Origin of the sequence: Pseudomonas sp. W22_MBD1_FP4 (assembly GCF_052113765.1) — a bacterium.
Taxonomy (GTDB): Bacteria; Pseudomonadota; Gammaproteobacteria; order Pseudomonadales; family Pseudomonadaceae; genus Aquipseudomonas; species Aquipseudomonas sivasensis.
The window spans coordinates 53,760-74,937 of sequence record NZ_JBGQOI010000021.1 but is presented as its reverse complement, the minus strand read 5'-3'; the positions used below and the strand labels follow the sequence as shown (position 1 = coordinate 74,937).

Sequence of the window (21,178 nt, the reverse complement as noted above, 5' to 3'; positions counted from 1 at the left end):
CATGTTTATCAAACGTATCAAAATCGCAATCGAAACCACCGGCGGCCCATTTGGCTTTATGGCGAAATTCGATCGTAACCTGAACATCATCCGTGGTCGGAACTCGTCGGGCAAAAGCAGTATCGTCCACAGCATCCTTTACGCTCTAGGGATGGAAGAGCTGCTGGGTGCCCAGAACGCCGCAGCACTGACCTATGTCTTGAAGAATCATGTCGAGTTTGAAGACGTGAAGTACCCGATCCTGCGCTCTAAGGTCATCATGGAGCTGGAATCGCTTGGCAAGACAATCACTGTTACGCGAAAAATCAAAGAGGACGGCGTCAACCCAAAGCTGGTCGAGATCCAGGAGTGCGCGGTTCTCAGTGAAGGGCAATCCGGGCCTGTCATCTATCGGTTCCTCCATGATGGCGGGAGCGCCCAGATCAGGGAAGGCTTCTACACCTACCTGGAGAGCTTCCTTGGGCTCAAGCTGCCAATGGTGCCGCATACGAACGGCAAGCAGGTGAAGCTCTATCTGCAATACATCTTCGCGGCGATGGTCATTGAGCAAAAGCGTGGCTGGACGGACTACATCGCCAACCTTCCCTACTTCGGGGTCAAGGAAGCTCGAATCAAGATCGTCGACTTCCTGGTTGGCGCCAATGTATTTGAGATGGAAGCCAACCGGGCGCGGCTGGATCACGAGTCGCAAGAGCTGAACACCGCTTGGCAAGATACTTATCGGGCAATTAACAACGATGCCCTGAAAAATTCGATGAAGGTTCTGGGTCTGCCGAAGAATCCGGTGCTGGAGTTCCTTCCTGAGAGCGTGACTTACCAGAAGTCCACACTTCATGGCCTGGTAGGGCTGGATCAGTTCAAAAGCAACCAGATCCAGGCTCTTCAGAAGTTAGCTCAAGATGAGGCAAAGTGGAAAGACACGCTACCAGCGGAAACACTGAAACTCATCGAATATGAAAGTTCGACGCTTCAAGAGCTGACAGTCGCATACGAGACCAGTGTTGGTGAGTTGACTCTGCACCGGGCTTCGCGAAACGCCAACGCCATCCACCAGCGGCAAGCTGAAGAAGAGCTGTCGAAGAACCAGGCAACTCAGAAGCTCATCAAGTATGGCGCCTCACTCGAACTTGATGTGGCCGGCGACGTATGCCCGGCGTGCCATCAGAATATCGGCCACTCCCTGACTGACCTCCATGAAAGCACTCCGCACATGGATATCGAGACCAACATCGATTATCTGAAGTCGCAGATCAAGATGCTGGAGCGGGATACTGCCGGTATCGAGCAATCGGTCAAGGAAACCACCGTGGTTGGTGAAGAGCTGGCCAAGCGGATCAACAGTTCAAAAGCCAAACTTCGCGCACTAAAATCTGACCTCACCACAAATGCCGTGGTATCGAAGGCAAACCTGCGCCAACAGCTTCAGATCGAGATAAGCATCGAAGAAGTCTCGCAGTTTGTTGAGCGTAACGAAGATCTATTGGAAACCCTCGCTCAGCTTTCAGATCAGTTCAAACTCAATCAAAAAGCCAGAGCCGATCTACCAAAAGAACATTACTCTGATGCCGACCTGGCGAAATACGAGTATTTTGGGAAAGTTTTCAGATCGAACGTAAGTTCATTTGATTATCACAGTGCTTCAGTGACTGACATCAGATTCAATGTGGAAAACCTGCTGCCAGAACTGGACAAGATTGAGCTCAGGGAAATTTACACAAAAAATTTCGCCGAACAGAAGAGCGCTTCGGTTACCAGCACCTCCAAGAGCAGTTCCAACATCGCGCGCGAATCCAGCGCCAGTGACTTTGTACGTCTGATCTGGAGTTACATCCTGTCTCTCTACGAAACGTCAGCGAACTTCACCGTGAAGGGCAACCATCCGGGATTCATCTTGATGGATGAGCCAGGACAGCACTCCATGGCAACTAAGAGCCAGCTGGCGTTGCTTCAGAAATTATCTGCCCAGAAGAACCTTCAAAGCATCGTCGCAGCGTCGTTTGATGACAGCGAAGCCGCGTACCGTGAAGCCACCCACAATGTTGAGTTCAACCTCATTCGCCTCGGCGATAAGGCCATTGTTCCTAACGGGGATACAGTACTGCTGGGTGATCTCGTCTAGCTCACGCGTGGGGCATGTGAGCAGGCAACGTCTGCTGCTGACAGGTCTTACGCGTGGTGACGGACGTAGCAAGCCGTTTTTTTGAGGGGCATCTCCCGCTGTTTGCCGCCGATCGACATCACGTAAAAACCCTCTATACGGCTTACGCCTCGCACGCCAAATGGGGGTTTCCAGCACGGCGATTTCAAGCTTATCGTTCAGTTCAAAGCTCCAATCACTAGGGAGAATCGATGGCTGCCGAGCCTGCCACCTCCCCTCATGCGAACAGAAGGCGATCCGTGTCCATTTAATTTAAAAAAAAATGGACACCTAAAAAAAACGCCAACCTATTGATTTAAAGTAAATAAGTACTGTCCATTTTGTGCACTTGAATCGGGTGTAGGCATCGACGAAAAGCAGCGGAGGCAGGAATAAAAAAAGGAAAAGCTCTGGGTTGAGGACGACATGTAGACCCAGATTAGGCCAGGCCAGCAGAGCACCTGCCCCGATCTGCACCAATGGCAACGGAATCGGGAGCAGCCGACCAGCTAGCTTTGAGACGCTCACGAGCGTCAGCAGGATTAGGACGGTATAGGCTGACTGCATACGGCATTTTCCTCTGAATCCAGTACAACTCGGCGAGATCGAATAGGTCGGATCGCCATTTGAAACAATATGTTAAGGCGGATGCCCCGGCTTGGCCGCTGCACCATGGTCGCAGCTGCGATCGGGATCTGTAACCGTTTATTGCAGAGCTGCTCTGAGCTGGTGATGTGTGCCTTGGTCTAAAGCGAATCCAGATACGAAAGCGTAGGTCTAACTGCGCCGTCAGCACGTAGGCCGAGGAAGAAAGTGACGCGGCTGAAGCTGCCCCTGAGCAGCGACCTTCGGCTTGGGTCACCAACGGCTCTAACATAGGGCTGACAGCCACCTAAGCGCCTTGAGTTTCCAGATCATTCCAAGGACACTCAGACGTTTTAGACGGATCTATTGATGAAGATCGCTAGACATCCCTGGACAGGCAAGCCCGTAACGATTTCTCAGTACCGCGCTGAATTTGGCCCGCCCTTTGTGGGCACCGTCAAAACCAATCGCCCGCCCACTACCTGTCCCGGCTGCCGGCAAAACCTACTGATCCGGGGCGAGATCGTGGCCCAGGATCACTCCACCTTCAGCCATTTCCCGGCTACCCCCGGCCAGCCAAAGCCGTTCTGCCCCATCAAGGCTAGTGCCAGTCACAAGTACACAGTGCTCTGCCCAGTGGACGAAGACCCGGCGCGCACGAAAGCGCTACGGGATAACTTCTTCAAGAACTGGCGCATCCACTGGCTGCAATTCAGAAATCACGTGGGGTTTGTGGACATTAAGGACTTCATCAATGCCCTTAAGGTAGCCGATAAGGAACACGTGTGGCGCTACCGCGCACTCCAGGAGCACGAGGTCATCATCGTGTTGATGCTGATCAGCGACTTCAAACCGGTAGCAGGCAAAGGCAAAAAACCTTTGCGCGCGAACTGGGTGCGCTTCTGGTTCGAGTCGCGAGCCCAGACATTCTCTGAGTTCTGGAATCTGTCTAACGACCAGAAAGTCATCATTCGCGTGGAGTACGAAGTGCCGGAGGGTCGTCGAGCACTGAAGCCCGATTACGCCTGCGCCTTTGAGGAAATCGACGTTAGCACCAACTACCTTTTGGATCGGCAAGAGGGTGATGATGCAGTTCATGCCTTTGTCGAGAGCATGGTGCTGAAGGCTTTCAGATTGTAATGGGCTACCAAGCACTTCCAGCCGCGAGCTGCTTGCGAACGGTTCCGTAAATTGAGCCTCCAGCTCGCAAGCACAGGCCCGATTCAAGATTTCGTCTGCTTCCTGCCCTTGGTGACTGCCACGCGTCAGCAAGCCCTGAGCCCTCTCATGGCTTCTGTGCAAACCGGCAGTACGCGTCGAAGTCCTCCAGTGGATAGATGTGAAAGCTGGCGATCGTATTCTCGTAACTCACCAGCTCCAAGAGCCCGTTCCTGATCATGATGTGAACCGGGGGTAAAGAAACCGCCTGGCCAAATACGTTGATGCCTTTCTGCTCCGTGGCGTCGAATTCTTTGAAGCGATATCGCTGGTTTTGGAAATGGCTGGCCTCGTCTTCCCCCATTCTCGTCGCGCTTCGAATAGGGAATTTGATGCTCTCCAGCGGCTTGTAGAATCCATCAATGGCATCAACGCTGTCTTTCAGCTCAACGTAGTCTTCATCTGTGAGACCAGAGGTCAGGTCAACATTGAGCGATATACCCAGAAACTCCGTGAGGCGTCTCGCCCACTGTAAATAGGTCATCAGGGTCGTCAGTCGCTTGAAGCCTTCAGGCCGCAAATTGATCGACATGACGTAAAGTCGCTCACCATCGAGCTCAACTATGAGGGAGACCTTCCATCCGTTGAGCGCAGCTTCAGCAAATTGCGCGATTTTCGAGAACCATGGCAGTTGGTTGACCGGGCGCGACTGCCAGCTTTCAACGCTGATGTTGAAGTTCACATTGGAAACCGCGCCCCCATCGTCGACCTCGGCAACGAGCTTGAGCATCCCAGCCATGGATTCGCCCTTGAGGCAGAACGACTTGGTGCCCCACACGATTTCTCCTGGCATGTCGTTCAACACCAGCGTTTCAAAGGTGTCCGGATCCGTCAGAATGATCTTCTGGATCACATGGGTAGGAGGGCGAAAAAACTGCATCTTTCCCCCCGCGCCTTTGGTCATGTCCACGATCGCGTCGAACAGTGGCGATCCCTGGATGGCAACGTTGGTCATGTCCAACTCCAAGCTTTGACCATGCTCGAACAGCGCGTCGAAACCTGTAGCAGCCACTGGGGCATCCTTTCCCCGTACGGTCATGGCAAGCTGCACGTTTTCCTTCGCATTCACTTGGAAAACGGTACCGTGTTGAGGATCGTACCTGGTGATGACATCGAAGCGAGGATCAGTCTGTGACAGGACTTGTGCAGTCGCTGTATGGGCATTCTGAATCGCAGTGGGCAAGAAGCTTTTTGGCAATCCCGTCAGGGTCATTGCCAAGAGGTCGGGTGCGTCTTGAGCTGAGGGCTGGGGTTTGCCGAGCTCGGCCTTAGCAGTGGCTTCGGCTTGTCTCTTCCAGGCTTTGAGCAACTCGACCGTGTAGGTGTTGAAGTCCCGGTCAATTTCATCTGCATGATTCGCGCAGAGCCAAATCCCATTTGAAAAGGCTTTCCTCTCGTTACTGGTCATGCCAGCGTCGAAGCGGGCACCGCCAGACGAGGCGGCGCATATGTGCGCCGCTTTACCGACATTGGTCACCCCGTCTTCATCCTGTGGGGCTGACGTGGCGACTCTGCAGCTCGGGTTCGAGCACCGATGTGCGACCCTGTCCCGCAGTCTTTTGATGGTGCTCTGTTTGAAGTCATCGCGCGCCATACTTGCCATCTCTAAGTCGATAGTTCGACACAGTGTACTGCGCTCTGAAGCTCACAGGCCTTGCCTGGTTCGACCCCGGCAGTGGCACTCATCGGGTGTCGTTAGAATTCCCACACGGGCTCCGGTTTGCACGTAGGTTTATCTTCCGACAGTGGCTCATCAGCCGTTTCGTATGCCACGTAGCGCACGTCATGATAGACAAGACTGTCAGCTACGTACTCAATGCAAGACCCGCTGGATGGCTTGGCTCCCGTCACCCCCATTGCGCCATCCACACTCCAGAACGTTGGCGTTGGTGCACACGCTACATGAGAGAACAGAACAATGTTGTTGCCCATCGGTGCCTGAACAGATTTGAAAATGAGACCGTCGATGCGAGGTTTGCAGTGCGTGGCGAGGTATTCGGCGACGGCTTGTGATGTCAGGTAGTTGCGCTCGGAACCTGGAAGCACCGGTACGGTGATCAGGTTATGAAGGTACTTTAGGAATTGACGACGGCCACGTTTTTCAAAGTAGTTGGACTCGAAAAAACTCGGCTCTGGCCCCAGGTCAGCGCTCTCGAACCGGCCAAAATCCAAAACCTTGATCGAGCCGGTCAGTTTGAACTCACCACTGACAACGGAGCCCCCCACCGGAGGACGTAACTCGGCAACGCAGGTTTTGCGCTCAAAGGCGCCATAGAAGGCCGGCACGCCGGCGGGATTCATCCTCCCTTCACCTGCGATTTCTTTGGGCGGCGCTGAGAGATTGCAAACCGGGTCAGCGCTAATCTTGCTGACGTCTCCGGCGGTTGCGCATGAACGGGCGCGATAGATCGAAGGGGCTTCTTCCGGCGACAGAATCCGCACCACCGCATGGTCGCTTGATGAGGCGGAATACTTCGCCAGATCCTTGAACAGCCAGTCCAGGAACGATTTCGCGCTTTCATTGAAGAAGCGGTTCCCGTGCGCCAATCCCTCTTGGAATTCGCCCCACTGGTATCTGAAATCGCTAGGCAAATAGGGCAAGTGAGTGTAGTTCACGTCGTCGCTGTAATTCGTCAGGTTTCGACAAACAAGCTTTACGACAGGGTCGATGTTGTCACAACCGAAAATTTCTCCCACCCATACGTCGATCAGCTCCCCGTACTGACGCTGGAACGAGCCGTGAACATCGTTCCACGTGAAGTGGTGCTCTCCTGGGCAGACATAGGCCTCAAGAATCTTTTCTACGCGGCTCACTAGATTCGGTAGCGAGATCGACATGCGTTTGGTTTCACAGAGACAGCATGTAACGGATATGCCGTTGCGTTGAATCTGCCGAGCCATGAAAGGATCCGTGGCGCATTTGAAGCACACGTATTGCTCGGCTGTCATGGCGGTTCTGTCGTCCTTCTGCATAATGGTGGCAAAGTACAATTGCGCGGGGGCCGATGATGATCGCTGATCGCCTTCGGCAAACCAACACCTCGTTCGCCACTCATGACCGATGATTGCGTGGCCGCGATCACCACTCCCCTTACACGTCAGAGGATACGCCGTGAGCTCGACTAAGGACTATTTTTTCGAGGTTCAACAGGAAGCCTGTATCGAATGGGGTCGCCAGATATACGGATTTGAGATCGACCCGGAGGAAGAGCCCGAGCTATGGGAAAAGCTGGCAGCCGAATATTCAGACATGCTCGACGCCAAAGCCGAGATCCAATGGCTGAATCGTCACTCTCACCAGGAATTCTTCAAAGAATTCGAAACTGAGCTAGCAGCCACGGCTAGCCTGTTGGCTGCTGCAACCCAAACTCCCAACGCCAATACTGTCTTCAAACTCGTCTATGCGCATACCGTCACTCTCATGGAAGCGCTGATTAGCTCGGTGGTGCGCAAGCTTGTAGTAAGCGACGAAAACCTGCTGAGGTCGCTTGCTGCAGGCTATAAAAAGGTGAACGTTGTCTCCGTGTCTCTGAAGGAGATCGCTGAAAACCCGAAGGTGGTGGAAACCATTGCCCTCAGAATCTTGGCCGAGCAAACATTTCACAACGTCGCCACCATCAAGGAGGTCTTGGGCGTGATGTTTGGCGATCACATGAAAGACCTCGACCTGGCTGGAGTTGGCCGCATTTGCAGCAAGCGACATGACATCGTCCATCGCAATGGCAAGACGGTCGATGACAAGCCTATCGAGCTGTCACCAGCAGAGGTGGATCAGGCCATCAGCACCGTAAGTGAGTTTGCCTTGGATGTCAGGCGCAGGATTGAGGCCGCGCTCAGAGAAGCTGACCCCGTACCTTTTTGACGAGACCTCCACGACCACGCCCCCGTGCGCCGTCGACTCGGCTGGGTGATAGCAAGTGTAAGAGGTTCGGTGGCGAGGCCCAGCCGCAATCAGGATGCTGAGGGTACATATCCCCTGTAAGGACGCAGCATGTACACCCACGAAATGGCACAGCCTACCAACACGATGCTTCTGACCGAAATCCTCGACATGGAAACAGGTCTGAATATCGACGCCCAGGTGTTCCTGCGCCGGGAGCTGAGCCTGGTCATGAAAGATCGAGCCGAATTGATGGCCCGATATGCCCGAGATCCAGATGCACCTTGGCTGGTCTGCCAGCTGTGTTCTGCACCTGTGATCTTGGTGCGTACGAAAGATCGGTACTTTCATTTCCGCCATCACCTGAATGAAGAAGCGGAGGAGAAATGTTCGATCTCGACACGGGGCGAGCTGAGCGCCGATCAGATCAAATGCATCAAATACAACGCGGCGAAGGAAAGTGAGGCGCACTTCAGACTCAAGGCCATTATCCGCGGCAGCCTGATGGCCGACGAAAAGTGCACTGAGCCGCTGGTGGAGGCCGTTTGGAAAGGGCTGCGTTTGGCTGAGCGAGCACAGTGGCGAAAGCCGGATGTCCAGGTCGAACATGCAGGTCAGCGTCTGGCGTTCGAGGTTCAGCTGTCGACAACGTTCCTAAGCGAAATTGTAGGCCGGCGCGAATTTTACCGGCGCAACAACGGTGGAATGGTCTGGGTCTTCCACGGCTTCGACCCAACCACGACGCGTACTGCCGAAGAGGATATTTTCTACCTCAACAACCACAACGTCTTCCTAGTGAACGAGGCAACACTTGAGCGCTCCATACAGGCCTAGCGCATGGCGCTGGATTGCTGGTACCCCACTCCGGAGTTGCGAGGCAATACGATCTTCAATCGCTGGACGATGGCGCACGTGTTCCTTGATGAGCTGACGATCGACCCTAGAGAACAGAAGGTGTTTTTCTACGATTACGATGCGCAGCGAGCTGAAATCGAACGCTCGCTGGATAAATCCCTGGTTCGTCAGGCCTTTTATGATTTTTGGAACCAGCACGCTGCCAACGACTGCAGGGAAACGGATGCAGCCTGGGTAACCTTGCGGGAGAAGATGCGGATAGCCATGCCGCGCCTGCAGTTGCCGGTGGATCATCGCACGGGCAAATTTCATGGTGCCATCTCGATCATGCTGAGTGCCCGCTTTGGGCGCCCGGGGGACTACAACCTGCCTCGACTGCTGAACGTCGCCAACACGGCTTTCGATCACTAAAAGGATTTCCTCTACGCCTTTGGCGTGGACGCTGGACGACGCTCGTAGGCGCTTAAAAGCGATCGATGGATTACAGGGAGATCATCCCCATAGGCTTCGCAGGCAAGAGACCAGAGCTGACCATCAGACAGTGGGGTCATAGGATCCGATGTCGGGATCGCATTATCCATAAATTGGCAATATAGCCCCAAGCGCGGCCAGAATTCAGGTGCCCCCTGTAAACCAATTTTTTAACGTGTTAATCACAGGAGTTTACAGTGTAAAAATTTGGTTTACAGGCCAGAATTTTCAAAGTGCGTACAAGGTCAGCAAATGCGTTTCGCTAGAAATATGACGGTGACGGACGCTTACAGACGCCTGTTGTCCGAGACGGGTGGGAAAGGGTTGTCAGACCCGGAACCGATCGCATGCACCCTCGGGGCTTCAGTGGCCAGGGAGGGTTAAATGATGGCGATAGGCCCGCATCAGCGTAGGCGGCTTTCGAGGATCTGCACGGTGCCGGCACAACCATTTGATTGGTCGGCTGCGCGAGTGGGGTATGAGTGAACAGAGACTTAACCGAAGGCCCGCTACATCATTTCTACCGACTTTGATGGCCAAGCAAACAAGCCTGAATTTACGAGTTCCGGATTTGGCGGGGAGTCGGTCAATCGATCGGCGCCCTAGTCAGAACCTGTCGTATCCGGAGGCTCGATTTGTTAAGCGCCCAAACCATGCTCCAGACGCGCCAGTAACTCCAATGCATCGTCAACGGTCGCATCCACCGGCCTTTTGTCGGCTAAAGCGTGTGCTTGGGTCATAAGCCAATGCATTGCAAGCGCCTCGTTACCAAACACTCGAATTGCGGCCTCTAGAAGGACAGGATCAATTTTTTCCATTTGTACACCTTGACGGAGCGTCGCCAGGCTCGTTGAGTTCCATGTATGCCGGTTGCCAGAAACCCGCGAGAGGATTGGGAGCCCCAAATGCGCCATTTGCGGATCGACTGGTCAGCGAGCCTGAACTGACGAACTTTGGCAAGAAATGCGTGCCCGAGTAGCTATCGGGCACATCAGTCCTCGACGGGCTTATGTCCCGTGGCACTTTTTGAACTTCCGCCCTGACCCACACGGGCACGGCTCGTTGCGACCTACTGCCCCCATCTGGGAACGGAGCGCCACACGTCTGCTTTCACTGATGATGCTGCCAATCAGTAGAGTTTGGCCATGCAGCTCCTGCTTCTGCCAATCTTCCACGCCTTCCAGGTAGGGGTCTAGCCGCCTGATTTCAGAGATTGCACCTTGGTGATCACCACACCGAGCTAGTATCACCGCATACTGACTTCTGACCTGAACCAGCCTTCCGATAAGACCTGCCCCAGTAACGACCGGCAGGACATGCTGTTCCATGACCTCCTTTGCACCCACGAAGTCTTTGAGCCCCACAAATTCATCGGCCAAGTCTTGTCCGACCCGCACAATCGACTCGTACCCCTCCACCATTCCATAAAATTTCATGGCATGGATACGTTGCAGGAGCGCTTTCAATCCCTGGCCTTCGCGAGCTTTGGCTTGAACTTCCAAGGCGTCCGCAAGGTGCTTGATGTGTTCATGGACATTTGGTGGTCGCTTGATGACCTCCCACAGGACATCCGAATTTTTGCCCATCACAGCTTTATGGGTCAGCCCCAAGATCTCAAAGTATTCACTGACCACTTTCTCGCACATCGCTTCAGCGGCTTTGTGGCGCTTCAACTTCCACAGTGCGACTGCGTGGTTGTAATCGAATACTCGGCGGTAGTCGGGGTCAGGGATTTTCGGGGTGGCGTACGCTACTGCCTGTTCAACCTCGTCCGCACGGCCCTGGTCGGACGCCAGCAGCACTTTTCGCATAGCCCATGCGATCTGCTCGCGGGCCTCGAATCCGTGAGTATCAAGAAGCTGCTGCATCATCGAGAGAGGTTCAGCCGCCTCGTCAAAGCGCCCTTCTCGCATGTAGGAAAACACTAGGGCATCAAGCGCCCAGAACGCCTCGTGTGGGTTGAGTTCGTCCGCATCAAGTGCCCGCTTCAAGCTGGAGGTGATGTCGACCGATATCCCCATCTCGTAAAACAGTTCCTCGCCTGCGAGGCCGATCAAGGTCATCACATCGTGGAGCCTGATGAAAACACGCGTGAGCAGCGAAAACCGCGAAACATCACGACTCTTTTCCAGGCTTCGGATCAACAGCTCCTTCAGCGCTACCAATGCCTCAGTGATCACGGGCTCACCCATGAGCTCCAGGTGACGTAGGCCCAGAGTACGGACAGCGTCATGGACTTTGAGTGTCCTGGCGCCAAACACCTCAACTGTCCCTGTGGCCTGGATTTTTTTGATGGCCGCAGCTGCGCCGCCTTGGGACAGCTTGAGCGTAGCCGATAGCAAACGGACGACTTCCTCATGCGTGAGCCCTGTATCAGCAAGGCTGACAATGGCTAACGCGTTCTGGGTAATCTGCTCGAAACCCTCGTAAACGCGAGCCAGGATGACCTCCTGGGCCGTTTCCACTACGTTCGATTGCTGGCCGAGATCGACACAGAGCGCCTCGATGTCTCCGCCATATTCTGACAGGGCAACCGTAACGGCGCTGTCAACGTACAGCGGTAACCCACCGGAGTATGTTCGGAGTTGCTCAAATGCCCGTGCACTGCCGAACGCGCCGGCGTCACTGGCCACCCGTGCCACGGTATCCAGATCCCACCCGAGAAGCGTCTCCCGCCTCAACGTCATGACCGCTTCAAGTTCACGGACGTTTTCATGAGGCTGGCACAGAAGTGTGAAACGGATGTGGCGGGTCGCGCTCAGCAAGTCTCGCAGGTGGGCGACTGGAACGCGGTGCGCGTTGTCGATAACAACAACCAAGGGCGCCTGAACCTGTTCCAAAAATCGGTCGAATGCCCGAATGGCTTCGTAACCGCTAGCACCGGGCAACAGAATCTTCCGAATACCTTCGGGGTCTTTTTGGGAGTACTTGGAGGCAAGCTCGCGCACGATTGAGCTCGCAATCGCCGGCCCCGGGAGGTCACCAACGTCGTAGTAGGCACATGGTTCAGGGCTATGCAGAGCCGCGTAGGCTGCCCAAGTCGTTTTCCCGGCACCTGACAAACCGCAAATGATCCGTACCCGCTCCGCCGATACCAGTGCAGGTTCGTTCTGTTGAGGCCTGTAGGAGGCAGGCGGCGTAGGAAAATCTTGAAGCTGCACGATCAGTTGCTCGAACAAGCCCGGCAAGTCCGAGGTGCGGAATACGTGCTTGGCGTTTCCGTTACCCCCAGCGGACGCCAGCATCACCAACCCCGCCATTTTCCAAGTCAGCGCGGAAGGTGAGAGCAGCGAGAACTGCAGCTTTTCAGCCAGGTCTACGCACCACTGGGCCGCCTCCTCCAATGTCACCCACGCAGGCGGAAGGTATTTGGGGCGCGGGGCATTCGATCCGGGATAGAGATAGGTCAGATCCGAGGGCGTCTTTTCCTCGTCTACCTCCGCTTGAAGCGTTCTGCCGAGAGGCTGGTTCGCAACGATCACGAACTCTGGACTCCCAGAACGCCCCTCAGGCCCATGCGACTGCCGAATCTGCTCGAAGCGCTCCAATGCGCCTGCAACGTCGCCAGGCATCAGCGGCTGAGAACGTGTTTTGACCTGGATATAGACTCTCCCGGCATCAGTGCTGAGTTGGATATCTTCATCCAGCTCGACCAGCACCTCTTTGACACCCGCAGCCTGCGCCAAAAACAAGCAGCCCACACCATATAGGTGCTGATACAGGAAACCTCTGTGCAGAGACTCGATGCGCTTAAGCTGGGCAGGATCGAGCACGTCCACGGTATTGAGTTGGTCGTCAGATTGCATAGGGTATCCACTTCACTCTGGCAGAAGGCTTTTTTGCTCAGGCAGAACCGAGCGCCGGTGACGGTGCAACATTCTGTGGTGATCGGGACAAAAGATCGAGCAGAAGCGTTACCGATCGTGGTTGGGAATAGGCCGCCAAGGCATCTGGGAATGCCTGCTAGGTCTCCGGCCCCGGGGCGGTCACGGTCGAGGACGGCTAGTCAATCTTTGCTGCCGTAAAACGGGTTCGACCAGTTTCTGACCTCCCCGCACACCTTTTCGTAATGAGCGCCATGGATAGGGTTTTGAAGGGCTTGATCCCACGTTACGAAATCACCGTCCGAGATAACCGACATAATCTCAAAACACTGCTTCATCGCCTCTGAAACGAGGAAGTAAGCCTGGTTGGGTTCGAGTCCATTTATTCCATGCTCCAGCGCTGTGCTCTGAATCGCACGAAGCCTGAAGGCATGGCCAGGATAGAAATTCTCCTGGTGCGATTCATCCATGGGGATGGCTACGCTGAAGCCCCAGAATGTTGCTGATACCGAAATGAGCGCGAAAGTGAAGCACGCTTGGGTAATCCCAATGTGTCTCTGAGGATGATAGTGCGTTTCGTCGGCAAAGAGCCTCTGCTTCAGTTCATCCATCAGGAACTGCATCGCATAGGTATCGGCGATGACCTCTCTCGCGTGCCGCTCCAGCCGCTCTCGATCGGCTGCCGACTCAGCTTCCAGTGGTGCGCCTCGCTCCATCCGGCGATCCGCGTGGAGGTTATGAAAATGACCGACTTCATGCAGAACGATGAAGCAGAAGATAGCGAACGTAAATGTTTCGAAGGTTGCCCGGTATTCAGGATCGTGTAACCACCAATAGTCCGGGCTCTCCCAGTCGAAGACGCCATCTTTAAGCCAAACCTTAACGTCGTTACGCCAGGGCAAAGGCGCAGCCTGGTAGGTTGAAGGTATGGGCCGGGCATGCACGGTCACTAAGGACGCCAGCTTGAATATCAAATCAAGCATACCCTTCCATACCATTACTACCTTGAGCTCTGAATCCGCACCGGCTTGGCACCTCACCCCATCGACAAAGTACAGACTCACTTTATCGCCGGGCAGTGAAGCGCACATTTCCCTGCCCTGGCGCAAAAGCAGGTCATACATCTCACCATCTGGGTCTTCAGCATAAATCTGCAGAAACCCCTCGCCTGTCTTGAAGTGCTTCTCAGCTATCCGACGCTCGATATCTTCCATGTCGTCCCTGGTCTATTCATGAGTGGCGGTGCCCATCAGTAAGCGCCGATTGCCTGTATGCCACAACCCACAGACATCACGCTACTCGCTAGACACAACGCTCAGGTTATCAGCCGACTACCAGTGCTCCCTCGCCCATCAAAAATTAGGCAAGCTGGTTTTTCTTTACCGCAAAAATCGTCAGACGGTTGAGATCTTCGATCGCAAGCCTGTAGCTTTTCCTGGTCTCAGAAAGCACCAGACGCCCCAGACCGAACACGCGGAAATAGTCAGCGTCATCTTGGGCGAGGATGTCGTTAAAGAAGCCTCGGAACCGGTAAGCATCCATTTCCTGCTTGGTGACCTTCAGGTAAACGCCCTTCCCATCGACACGATCGATGAACCAAAACATGAACCCACTACCATTGCGGGGTTCCAGCCGAGCCCCGCCATGGATAACCCGATTGGGTGAGTCGGGTGCCGCTTTCGATATGTTTGGAAAGTAGGAAATAAGCGGCATCTCCCCTTCACCGGTAACCTTCAGCTGTAGGCCAAAGAACTCGGTGCTCGGAAGATCCTTGTGCGCGTTGCGATAGTACTCGACGAGCCGCTCGAAACTGCTAGTGCGGTTTCTGGTTGAGAAGGAACTGCCTTTCGCAACACCACTGCTGCCTTGCCCACGACCATGGGCTGACTTTGATCCAGCATTCCCTGACACCCCATCTCCAGCCTTCGGTTTGACGGCGGTGGGATCGAACTCATCAATGAAATCATGGAGCTTACGTTTGGCCTCTCGATCCTTATGGGCAGCCTCTCCTCCCTGGTCTTGATCGCTTACGGCGGGTTCCTCATCCTGCCAGTGGCAACCAGGCGCATGACCCACGCCGGGGTCGCGAAAATGCGCTGCCCGATAGGTATCCTGTGGCAAGCTTGCATAGTTCACTGCCGTGATCGTGGGCCGCTTGGTCAACGCCATGCAATCAGCGTAGGAACACTGAAACGTGAAGCGAGCTCTGGGCTCAAGCTGTGAGAAGTAGGCTCTGCGTGCATCTGTAATGGAAACGACTTCCCCAAGCTCTACGCAGTAAGCTTCCGAGACTTGAATCTTTGCGGGCATTCCCTGACCTCCTATCTTGATGGCGAAGCCCTAATTCGCCCAAGGTAATTTCGTCTTAGGGCCAGACCTCACAGGAGGTACGTTTATAATCGGGATTGAACCGGCCTGTAAACCGGCCAAAGGCCCAAGATAGACAGGTTCGGCCAGCTCCATCTTGTGGAAAAAGGAGCAATAATCTTTACAGGATCACTCTGTCGATGGATCGCGTTGCTGTGCACTTACGACATGCTTCAAGGGCTGATGCAATTTCGATACGTCATCAACCGATCAATCAGGCGCTTGACGTCCAGCGCTTGTACCGCTCCCTGGTCTAGGTCTGAACAAATCTTGAGCGTCGAGCTTCGCTGCTCCTCTAGACCAGGAAACCGCTGGTTTACTTGACCAACCACGATTCAACTTGTTCAGCGCCGTATTTGGCCTTCCACGCCTTAAGAAGCTTGTGATTGCCTCCCTTGGTTTCAACGATGGCGCCGTCGTGCGGGTTTTTGTACTGCTTCAATTGACGGGCTCGACGTTGGTTCCTTTCGTGAACACCAGGCGTGGCCGCATGCCGCCCGGACTGGGGATCAAGAATGTTGATGATGTCGCGCAGGCTGAATCCATAGTGGCTTAACAAGTCGCGGAGCTTTTTCTCGAACTCGATTTCTTTCTGCAGCTCCGACGAGCCCTTCAAGGTTTCCAATTCAGCCAATTGGGCAGCCAATTTTTGTTCAAGCGCGCGAAATTCAGCTAAACGGGACATCGATGACTCCTCAAAAAACCAGACGGTGGAATCCATCTTAAATCATTGAGGCGCAGCCAACCCAACCTCTGTTTTTTTGCGAAAGACGCCTTCAGTGTTTGGCCGTCTACCAGCTCTCCCCCTGCTTCCTAGCTGGGCGTTGGCTGCGGAGACTGCAGGTCGGCATGCTCTAGCTGACTTGTTCGCAGCTAGCGAACAGACGCTGTGCGTAGGCAAAGCCTCTAACCCGAACCCAATCGTGGTTCACCAGGAAGATCCAGCAAAGCAAGATGACCAGTTCGACTCCTGTGGCTGCGAGCAGGATTGGATGTTTCGCTAACGCCTCGAAGCTCAATTCTTGCAGGGGCAAACCTATCGTGTGATACAGAGTCACCAAGCAGAGCGCGACGCAGGATAGGGCCAGTAGGATGCCTGTCGACTTGCAAGCCGTGAGATTCCGGGCGAATCCATACTCCACGTTTTCGTCAAAGATCATGGCGTACTTTTTCGTGTCTCTCGTCTGTTCACGCAGGAAGTTCGCTGCAGACCGATACACATCATCTGCGGCCTTCGGGTCAGTTTTTTCCTCCTCTTCCGTGACAAGGGTGAAATCTTTTATGAGATCCGCCAGGCGCTGCATGTAGCGCTTTTTCGTGGGCCGCTCCAACGTGTCGTCGGAGTGCCTCAGCACGATGGTGGTTGGGGCACCACCCCACGCCTTGAACAGCTTCTCCTGGAGCTTATTGCCTTTGCTGGACATTTGGCTCGCGGCAAATGCCACCACACCGAACGATACCAGGAAGGTTGCGATCACCCCGTTCAAGGATCGTGCAGCTTCGAAGAAAGCCATGACATAAATGACTACCGGCAACACCAACAGCAAAGCAGGCTTTACCCTAGCCTTGTACTTATACGCATCAAAAACCTTGCTGAAATCCATACCAACCCCTCACGCAGTGCACGGTATTTGGGCATCAATCGAACAAGCACATGTCGATCATCTAGGCGTGTCGCGCAATTTCGCCGCTCGCCAACAACTAACCAAAGCTGAAATCCGTTACCCCAAGGCTCACCTCACATAAATGCCGAGATCAGCATCGGAAACGATCAGCATCAGTGCCGGTAAACCCTCTATCTGCATCCTGCTCACCAGCGTGGAAAACAGGACAAGGTCGTCCGCGCTCTGCTTGACGGAACAACCGTTCGGATGGGAATGCCAGTCCCCGACATAGTCAACGGTGCCAGCCGTCAGATCGTGCACCTTCCTCAGTGCCTCTAACTGACCTTCCTTGCCCCGGATGAAGTGGGTGGGGCTCGACTCGCTGTCAGGTGGAGGTGGCAGGGTATCGACCAGGACGATGGTCTTCGTCTTCAAGTCAGTGATACCGAGAATGGATCCACCGGTTTCGTTGGGAAGGGCCGCAAGCCGCTGTGCCTTGATCTTGTCGATAAGGCCACTGTCATATGTTACCGACCACTCTCCGATAGTTGCGCAGGTGACGGGATGCACCAGGGCCTCATGTGATCCCACACTGCCAGACTCATCATCCAACGCCGATATCATGATCTTGGCTTCGGCACCGGTTACGACCTTGCGCAGCCTCCGGGAAATTAGTCCCGCGTGGACATGGATGTTTTCATTCGACATGCGAAACGAAATATCCCGGCATCCGCCACCCACCCACCGATCGCCAAGATGGTTGACGAGATGGGTTTCACCCCAAGGGCTGTTCAAGATTGCGCGGTAATACTGCCCTTCAAGGGCATCCAAACGCTGCAACCGTGCCGAGTCTTCTAGCAGAATGACATTCGACATCCCTGATGGAGTAAGGAAGACACTGGCCATCCGGGTTGAATGATCCCGTCGCGCCAGATCACGAGGCACAGCCAGCGTCGTGGTGGCATCGATCAAAAGGTCAGCGTGCTCTATGGCCTCATTGATGCGGGGATCGTCAGCGAGAATGCCGTCGCAGATCGCAGCGGGTACCGGCTCGCCCGGATAGATCTGCCCTACCATCCTCCGAAGCACATCCGCTTTGCGTAAGCCGACAAATCTGTCGTTTGCGACATGCCTGACCACGTTGTGGGGGAGGAGCAAATCCGGGTCTACATACGTCCAAGTGCCCCAGGCCAAGCGACCCCAGATGTCGGCAAGCATCCCCCCTAACGCACCTACACCAGCCAACACACCCTTGAAAGTTGCAGTTCCAGGATCGACAGCAGATAGGTCTCGGGCAAACGCCGCGTTCAGCGAAGATCGCACCTCCACAGGCCTAAGGCCAAGCCCCTTCCATGTCTCCCCTGTGTAACCTCCCAACTGCACGGCGGGATAACAAACACCGTCTGCGTTCGGCGGTGCCAACATCTCGAATGAGGCTGCCAGATCGAAGAGATTGATCTCCAGCATGTAGCCTTTGACATCCATCCGATCCACTTCACCATTGCGAAGTCTGGGTACCCAAGCGAGGATCAAGATGCCCTGATTTTCGTTCTGAGCCGCCCGACTTAGCCCGCCAGAAGCCGCTTCACGCACAGCATTTGAGAGTTGCGCAGAAAGCTCGCTGCCCCACGCCACCAACTGGTCATGCAACTCCCCAAGGTTGAGCGGGAACATGGCCACCGACGTTGGCTCAACGGGCGGCACCATGATATTGAGTAAACGATAATTGCTTTGGGTCGCTCCACTGGAATCCATGACCGCACGCAGCGTGACTTTGTCGCTTTTGTCTGTCATCAGGACGTGCAGTTTGCAATCGTCACTCGCCAGCTGCGTCGGAGTTAGCGCTGGAAGGATGAGCTGGAAAGGGCTCGCGTAGAACATTTGCTCCAGCGGTTGGTCTTCACGGTGCAGGCGCAGCTCCGATGACTCACGCAGCCACCAGAAAAGACGCTCAAGAAACCGTTCAGCCGTCCAGATCCGCTCAACGCCACTCCACTCCACATCGTAGAGGCACAGGATCTTCGGCGTACCCGGCGCCGAGCCATGAAGATGTGATAACGCAGGAAAATCTGTGCGAAGCGCATGCACAGTCACCGGAACACGAAGCCGTGGATTCACTGCGATGCCTAAGGTCTCTACACGGTGGATTCCCCCAGGGTTAGCACTGGTAATCGTGCCGTCACCCGCCTCGATGACGACGTACTCGGTTACCCCGCCTGCCTCAGCTTCCTGCCGAAGCTCCAGGAACTCGACGCCCGAAGCCCCCTTGCATGCTTTCACCAACGCCCGGGTGCAGGCATGAATTGGCTCGGGCTGATCGCCCATTGGGTCACCGACCGCATAGAAGCTGGTCATTTTCTAGGAGCGCCTGCGCGAGGGGCCGCAGCAGCCGCAGCCGAGGTCGCAGCTGCGGCAACCGCTACCGCAGCCTTGATCACCGTACCGTCAGAGGCCGACTCCAATTCGAGTACGCCTTTGGAGCCATTCTCTTCCGTGCAGGCGAACCAGCCATTCACTGGGCGCAGAATCGACCTGTATTCACGCTTGGCGCGGATGCAAGGTGGATCGTTGAAGTCATCAACGATCGTCTTGCTGCTGGACACAATCGTCGCGCCCTGCTTTGCCTGGCCAAGAGCATTGCGCGCGGCCTGGGATACCTTCGCGTCCTCGCCTTTACCCGACCAGCTGTCCCAGGACAGGGTATGCCACGAGCAGTGGTGTGGCGCGAGGAGCAAGTCGTAAGCGAGCGTTTCTGGGTCATCCTCAAAGCGTTTCCACATCCGCTCCCAGATGAGAACCTCGGCATCACCACCTACGAAGAACCGGGTACGCTTACTGCTGAATTGAGACGGCGAGATGTGCATGTTCATGACGATGCTCGACTCGTTCTTGGTCAGCTCTTCCTCCAGCGCAGCATCATCTTCATGAGGTGCAGGAGCCAGGAGCTGGGCCCTGAACACTGACGAAGAAGACCCATCAATGTCACTGAACCATTCGCCCGACTTCACTAGGATCGCGCGCAAGTCGTCAGTTTTGCCATCAACGTCTTCGCCCATGATCTTGATGCGGTTGCCGCTAGCTGCCCAGCGGTGATCACGCCAATACTGGACGCGCCGACGCGCCTCTTTGTTGAAAGCGCTCGCGTCATCACACAGCGTGTGATTTGGCGACCGACGCCGAAAGACCAGAGGCGAAGACCAGAGCTCGCGAATGATGATGCGCTTTTCCCAGCGATCCTTTTTATCATCCGGATACTGATCGGGAGGGCCCAGCCAAAAATGCTTGCTCAGCCCGCCGCAGTGATCCTTGTCCGGATGGCTCAACATGAAGGCATCAACGTACGGACGATCCTTGTCATCCCGCAAAAGCCGCTCGCGCAGTGCTCGCACCACATCGGGTGTGTCATCGTTCGGGTCGTCAGCTTTTCCCCGGATGTGGCAATCAATCAAGATGCTCGTGACATTGAAGTCTGCCAAGCGTACGAGCGTCATATCCCCGTTACCGACTTGGAAAAAAGTAAATTTAGCGGGCACTCTTACCTCCATGCGCTATCTGCAAAATGACCCTCAGGCCATAGCCGAGCATCATCTTCCATTCACTGAAAAACGTTTATGTTTTATGCACCATCGCGCCTCTTATAAAACAGGGCGCAAATGATTCATCGCTTTGGTGAGTAATATTTACGCAACAGGTGCTGAGGTCAGATTTCAAGAGAATCGGGGGGGAATGTTGAGATGCTCGTTTCCTGCTGCCTGGACAACCTAACCGGAGAGCTTGGGACGCCACTTCAACCGCACATCACCACCCGTTCTTCGCTGGCCACGGTGACTACGATGAGCCAAGGCCCAACTGAATATCACCTAGCACAACCCCATGAAATCCGTTTCGAGGCCGCCCCAAAAACACTACATCTAGTGTCTTCAACAAAGGACAGATACAACATATTCAAAACAACGCACGTTCGCAAGTGCCTGTCGCATGAGAAGCTTGCGCATCCAGCTGCGTTTGGATCCCATTTTTCAACTGTACAAATGCACAGCCCTGATGTTTCAAGGGCTTAAGAGATGAGGGCATGAAATAAATTGTTACAAGTACGTCTATGCTACATTTTTTTGGGTGCGACATGTTATGACGCATCGAGTAATAACGCCTGAAAACCGACACTTGACCAGCGTCAAATTAGCGACGTAATTTTGTACTACTTACTTGCCAAATCCATCTAATCGAGCATGTATGG

15 protein-coding genes and 1 pseudogene are annotated in these 21,178 nt (G+C 54.6%); 5 read left to right on the top strand and 11 right to left on the bottom strand.

The window, feature by feature from the left end:
* Position 1: 1 nt before the first annotated feature.
* A complete protein-coding gene (locus ACEN2T_RS23425) occupies positions 2–2,119 on the top strand; it encodes a hypothetical protein (RefSeq protein WP_442117635.1) in 2,118 nt (705 codons plus the stop codon).
* Between the two features lie 383 nt (positions 2,120–2,502).
* On the opposite strand, the pseudogene ACEN2T_RS23420 reads toward ACEN2T_RS23425, so the two are convergent.
* Positions 2,503–2,704 (bottom strand): annotated as a pseudogene (locus tag ACEN2T_RS23420) (Na+/H+ antiporter); the annotation flags it as partial.
* A 387-nt stretch (positions 2,705–3,091) separates the two neighbouring features.
* Here ACEN2T_RS23420 and ACEN2T_RS23415 point away from each other — a divergent pair.
* Positions 3,092–3,862 (top strand): hypothetical protein, encoded by a 771-nt coding sequence (locus ACEN2T_RS23415; RefSeq protein WP_442117634.1) that lies wholly within the window; start codon positions 3,092–3,094, stop codon positions 3,860–3,862.
* Between the two features lie 145 nt (positions 3,863–4,007).
* On the opposite strand, the gene ACEN2T_RS23410 is transcribed toward ACEN2T_RS23415, so the two are convergent.
* The gene (locus ACEN2T_RS23410; RefSeq protein ID WP_442117633.1) at positions 4,008–5,417 is read right to left on the bottom strand and encodes a hypothetical protein; all 1,410 of its coding nucleotides are present in this window, start codon (positions 5,415–5,417) and stop codon (positions 4,008–4,010) included.
* Between the two features lie 218 nt (positions 5,418–5,635).
* Entirely contained in the window at positions 5,636–6,913 is a 1,278-nt protein-coding gene (locus ACEN2T_RS23405; protein WP_442117632.1) for an RES family NAD+ phosphorylase, read from the bottom strand.
* Positions 6,914–7,052: 139 nt separating this feature from the next.
* Between ACEN2T_RS23405 and ACEN2T_RS23400 the strand changes: the two genes are divergently transcribed.
* From ACEN2T_RS23400 to ACEN2T_RS23390, 3 genes are all read left to right on the top strand, one after another.
* Positions 7,053–7,802, top strand: a complete 750-nt coding sequence (locus ACEN2T_RS23400) for a hypothetical protein (RefSeq protein ID WP_442117631.1) — start codon at positions 7,053–7,055, stop codon at positions 7,800–7,802.
* Between the two features lie 129 nt (positions 7,803–7,931).
* Positions 7,932–8,654, top strand: coding sequence for a DUF6035 family protein (locus ACEN2T_RS23395; RefSeq protein WP_442117630.1), 723 nt, complete (start codon positions 7,932–7,934; stop codon positions 8,652–8,654).
* A 3-nt stretch (positions 8,655–8,657) separates the two neighbouring features.
* Positions 8,658–9,086, top strand: a complete 429-nt coding sequence (locus tag ACEN2T_RS23390; RefSeq protein WP_442117629.1) for a hypothetical protein — start codon at positions 8,658–8,660, stop codon at positions 9,084–9,086.
* 698 nt (positions 9,087–9,784) lie between these two features.
* Here the strand turns inward: ACEN2T_RS23390 and ACEN2T_RS23385 are convergent.
* The 8 genes from ACEN2T_RS23385 to ACEN2T_RS23350 form a co-directional block, all read right to left on the bottom strand.
* Positions 9,785–9,964 (bottom strand): antitoxin Xre/MbcA/ParS toxin-binding domain-containing protein, encoded by a 180-nt coding sequence (locus ACEN2T_RS23385; RefSeq protein WP_442117628.1) that lies wholly within the window; start codon positions 9,962–9,964, stop codon positions 9,785–9,787.
* A gap of 189 nt (positions 9,965–10,153) precedes the next feature.
* Positions 10,154–12,952, bottom strand: coding sequence for an SEC-C metal-binding domain-containing protein (locus tag ACEN2T_RS23380; protein WP_442117627.1), 2,799 nt, complete (start codon positions 12,950–12,952; stop codon positions 10,154–10,156).
* 200 nt (positions 12,953–13,152) lie between these two features.
* Positions 13,153–14,184 carry a hypothetical protein gene (locus tag ACEN2T_RS23375; RefSeq protein WP_442117626.1) on the bottom strand — a complete coding sequence of 344 codons (1,032 nt, stop codon included), beginning with the start codon at positions 14,182–14,184 and terminating at the stop codon, positions 13,153–13,155.
* Positions 14,185–14,329: 145 nt separating this feature from the next.
* Entirely contained in the window at positions 14,330–15,280 is a 951-nt protein-coding gene (locus ACEN2T_RS23370; protein ID WP_442117625.1) for an ATPase, read from the bottom strand.
* A 373-nt stretch (positions 15,281–15,653) separates the two neighbouring features.
* On the bottom strand, positions 15,654–16,022 hold the full coding sequence (locus ACEN2T_RS23365; RefSeq protein ID WP_122809935.1) for a histone-like nucleoid-structuring protein, MvaT/MvaU family: 369 nt from the start codon (positions 16,020–16,022) through the stop codon (positions 15,654–15,656).
* Positions 16,023–16,191: 169 nt separating this feature from the next.
* Complete coding sequence (locus ACEN2T_RS23360) at positions 16,192–16,941, bottom strand: hypothetical protein (RefSeq protein WP_236513975.1); 750 nt, start codon at positions 16,939–16,941, stop codon at positions 16,192–16,194.
* A gap of 129 nt (positions 16,942–17,070) precedes the next feature.
* Positions 17,071–19,296, bottom strand: a complete 2,226-nt coding sequence (locus ACEN2T_RS23355) for a Mov34/MPN/PAD-1 family protein (RefSeq protein WP_442117624.1) — start codon at positions 19,294–19,296, stop codon at positions 17,071–17,073.
* Positions 19,293–20,474 carry a metallohydrolase gene (locus ACEN2T_RS23350; protein ID WP_442117623.1) on the bottom strand — a complete coding sequence of 394 codons (1,182 nt, stop codon included), beginning with the start codon at positions 20,472–20,474 and terminating at the stop codon, positions 19,293–19,295. Before ACEN2T_RS23350 ends, ACEN2T_RS23355 begins: the two co-directional genes overlap by 4 nt.
* Positions 20,475–21,178 lie beyond the last annotated feature (704 nt).